The organism is Candidatus Borrarchaeum sp. (genome assembly GCF_019058535.1).
GTDB classification, from domain to species: Archaea; Asgardarchaeota; Sifarchaeia; order Borrarchaeales; family Borrarchaeaceae; genus Borrarchaeum; species Borrarchaeum weybense.
Genome location: NZ_JAHPYX010000159.1, coordinates 1 through 2,584, shown reverse-complemented (window position 1 = coordinate 2,584; position 2,584 = coordinate 1). Strand labels below are relative to the sequence as shown.

5 protein-coding genes are annotated in these 2,584 nt (G+C 36.0%); all 5 read right to left on the bottom strand.

Annotation, left to right across the window (positions count from 1 at the left end; all coding sequences use genetic code 11):
* Positions 1 to 87: 87 nt before the first annotated feature.
* Complete coding sequence (locus QVB70_RS09460; RefSeq protein WP_287585489.1) at positions 88 to 339, bottom strand: hypothetical protein; 252 nt, start codon at positions 337 to 339, stop codon at positions 88 to 90.
* Positions 340 to 350: 11 nt separating this feature from the next.
* A complete protein-coding gene (locus QVB70_RS09455) occupies positions 351 to 1,319 on the bottom strand; it encodes a 6-carboxytetrahydropterin synthase (protein ID WP_287585488.1) in 969 nt (322 codons plus the stop codon).
* Positions 1,312 to 1,527 carry a hypothetical protein gene (locus tag QVB70_RS09450; protein ID WP_287585487.1) on the bottom strand — a complete coding sequence of 72 codons (216 nt, stop codon included), beginning with the start codon at positions 1,525 to 1,527 and terminating at the stop codon, positions 1,312 to 1,314. Before QVB70_RS09450 ends, QVB70_RS09455 begins: the two co-directional genes overlap by 8 nt.
* Positions 1,524 to 2,096: a phosphoribosyltransferase gene (locus QVB70_RS09445; RefSeq protein ID WP_287585486.1), complete on the bottom strand. Its 573-nt coding sequence runs from the start codon at positions 2,094 to 2,096 to the stop codon at positions 1,524 to 1,526. Before QVB70_RS09445 ends, QVB70_RS09450 begins: the two co-directional genes overlap by 4 nt.
* Positions 2,086 to 2,584 (bottom strand): hypothetical protein (locus QVB70_RS09440; protein WP_287585485.1); only part of this gene is annotated, 499 nt, incomplete at its 5' end. The genes QVB70_RS09440 and QVB70_RS09445, both read right to left, overlap by 11 nt.

The following is a 2,584-nucleotide window of genomic DNA, read 5'->3' as shown; positions in this document are numbered from 1 at the left end:
TCTCCTATTTTCTCTGGAGGGGGCGTTGGAAATATAAATACTAAATCACGAAGTGGTCGATATGGAAACTCCAGAATTCCTTCTTCATTATGAAATGGAGTTCTTTGATTCATTCCTCTTCTTCCTTCCTTCTACAATATAATTTTTGATGGCGGTTCCACACAAGCAAAATCCCATAAGAGTCAAACCTGGAACTTTATTATGCGCCGTAACTGCAGAGAACAAGAGACTATTGGCTGCATATGCAAGCCACCACTTATGACTTCGAGGTATTAAGTATAAAGTCACTATTACTAAAGCTGAAGTTACAAAATCCAATACTTTAAATAACTTATCCATCTTGAATCCTCCTATTCAAGTAAAGCTCTTAGATCCCGAATAATTTTTTCTTTACTCGTTTCGAATTCATCACTCCAAATGATGTAAAATTTATATCCTCTTGCTTCAAAAAACTTCCTTCTATCTTCACTATCATCTGAAGTATTATACCAAGGATTATCATCAGAGTGCCAGAACCTGGAATTATATTCTACAACCACTCTCATAGACTTGTTAATAAAATCGGGAATTTTTCCATCCACTATGTAACTTCCATCTCCTACAAACAAGAAGGATAGTTTATTTTCTTTCATAAACTCAATAACTTTTTGTTCCTCCCTATTAGGAGAAAGTTTCTGTGTTTTTCTAAGTGAGGCTATCATTTTTTCAACGTTTCGTCGATTTTTCATCGGATTATTTAATTTCATTCTCTCGCTTTTTCTTCTTCGTTGTTCAGGATCTTTGTTTGCCTCCAAAATCTTTCCTGTCATTTCTTCTCGTTTATTAGGATCAACCCATCGATCTTTGCTCGCTTTACCTATCTTCTTTCTCGTTTTTTCGCTTCCTTCACTTTTCCAAAATTTTCTTCTACCTCGCCTCAATGACTCCTTTCTCACATTGATATCACTACAAGAATACGAGGCAGTATTGCCAGGAGTCTCGGCTATTTCCACTTTTTTGAGAATAATCTGCATATCCGAATTGCCATTATAGTCATACAATCTAAAGTGGAGATGTCTAAATACAACATAACACAAATTTTCAGCTGTGGGTTGATCCAGAAAGTAATTCAATACATTATGATCAAAATCTTGGAGAACTTCTTTTAACCATTTTTTAACTAAAGTAAAATTTATTACCCAACCCTTAGATGACAACTCATCCGATCGGAAAGTAACCCAAACCGTCCAGCGATGCCCATGCAAATTATCACACTGAGTATTTGTATTTACAAGAAAATGGCAGGCATCAAACGAATCTTGAACTTTAATTTCAAACATCTTCTTTCCTTTTCTTTTTAATTCTATTCTTTTTAAGAAATCGATCAATCTTCTTTTGAGATTCCAGCAACTTGACGCTCATTGTTCCATCAGAATATGCATTCCCATGTTCTTCAGACCACATCCTGTTGGACATTCGAAGTAGTATAGCATTGGATGCGCAAAGACGCTGTAAAGTTTCTAAAACTAATTTATCCTCTTCTCTCATTCTACTTCCTCCACTTCGCAGATACAAGAAAGTTCTCTATATCTTTCTCCAGCGCCCATTCCACAGCCTACAATAAATCCTTCACCTGAATATTCCCATCCAACAATATCTGGATCAGTTGCTCCATATTTACTTCTTAGTAATACTTTATCCACGAGGACAGCTGTACGTATTTGAAGAGGACAGTACCCATATATAATCGTCTCTCCCTCCTCAAGTGTTTTACCTGTTTCTACACAATCATCAATTAAGACAACGGTTCTCCCAGAGATATCTTTCCTTGACAAATCTAATGGAGTCATCAATTTTACTTCTCCTTTCGACTTCATCTCTTCCCCATAAGACTCAAGTCCTATATGACCTATAATCACGTCCAATTCTTCTCTGATACTCGAAAAGCCATTGATGTGATTTAATGCTTTCAATATTTCATACGTCACATAAGCCCCGCCTTTTAGTATAGCTACAAGAGCTAGAGGTGATTTAATACTGTATATTTCCATTGCCATTTTCACAATAGCTTCTCGAACACCCTCATCTTCCAGAATAGGTTTGAGCTTAACATTCATCCTCGATATCCCTTTCTATTCTTTCAACTCTACTTATTCCTCTTTCTTTTACAACTACAAAAGATGCGTCTGCTATTTTTGACAACTCGCCCTCCTGCGTGATTATAATAAACTGCAAGTCTAGTGTTTCGGAAAGATATCGTATCATTTCTTTTACCGATTCAATATTTTGCAATCCATGCAAGCATCTAAAAGGTTCATCAAAAACTAAAGTCGCTCTTGTTCTTTCATATTGAATAGCCCACAAAACTACTCGTAGTGCGAAAGAAACTACGTCCGCCTGACCCCCGCTAAGTTCGTCATCCTTCGGAGAAAATCTTTCGCCATCAATATCAATAAATAAATGAACTTCAGGTTGGTTATGAGAAATTTCACTTTCTATTACAAAAGAATGATTATCACCAAATACAAATCTTAAAGCCTGAGTAACTAAAGTTTCAACTACATCCTCAAATTCTTGCTGAGCTAAGATTCCTACTATATTCATA

What these genes read in the sequence shown, in the direction of transcription:
- QVB70_RS09450 (WP_287585487.1), bottom strand. Translation starts at nt 1,527, where the DNA reads ATGAGAGAAGAGGATAAATTAGTTTTAGAAACTTTACAGCGTCTTTGC.
- QVB70_RS09445 (WP_287585486.1), bottom strand. Translation starts at nt 2,096, where the DNA reads ATGAATGTTAAGCTCAAACCTATTCTGGAAGATGAGGGTGTTCGAGAA.
- QVB70_RS09460 (WP_287585489.1), bottom strand. Translation starts at nt 339, where the DNA reads ATGGATAAGTTATTTAAAGTATTGGATTTTGTAACTTCAGCTTTAGTA.
- QVB70_RS09455 (WP_287585488.1), bottom strand. Translation starts at nt 1,319, where the DNA reads ATGTTTGAAATTAAAGTTCAAGATTCGTTTGATGCCTGCCATTTTCTT.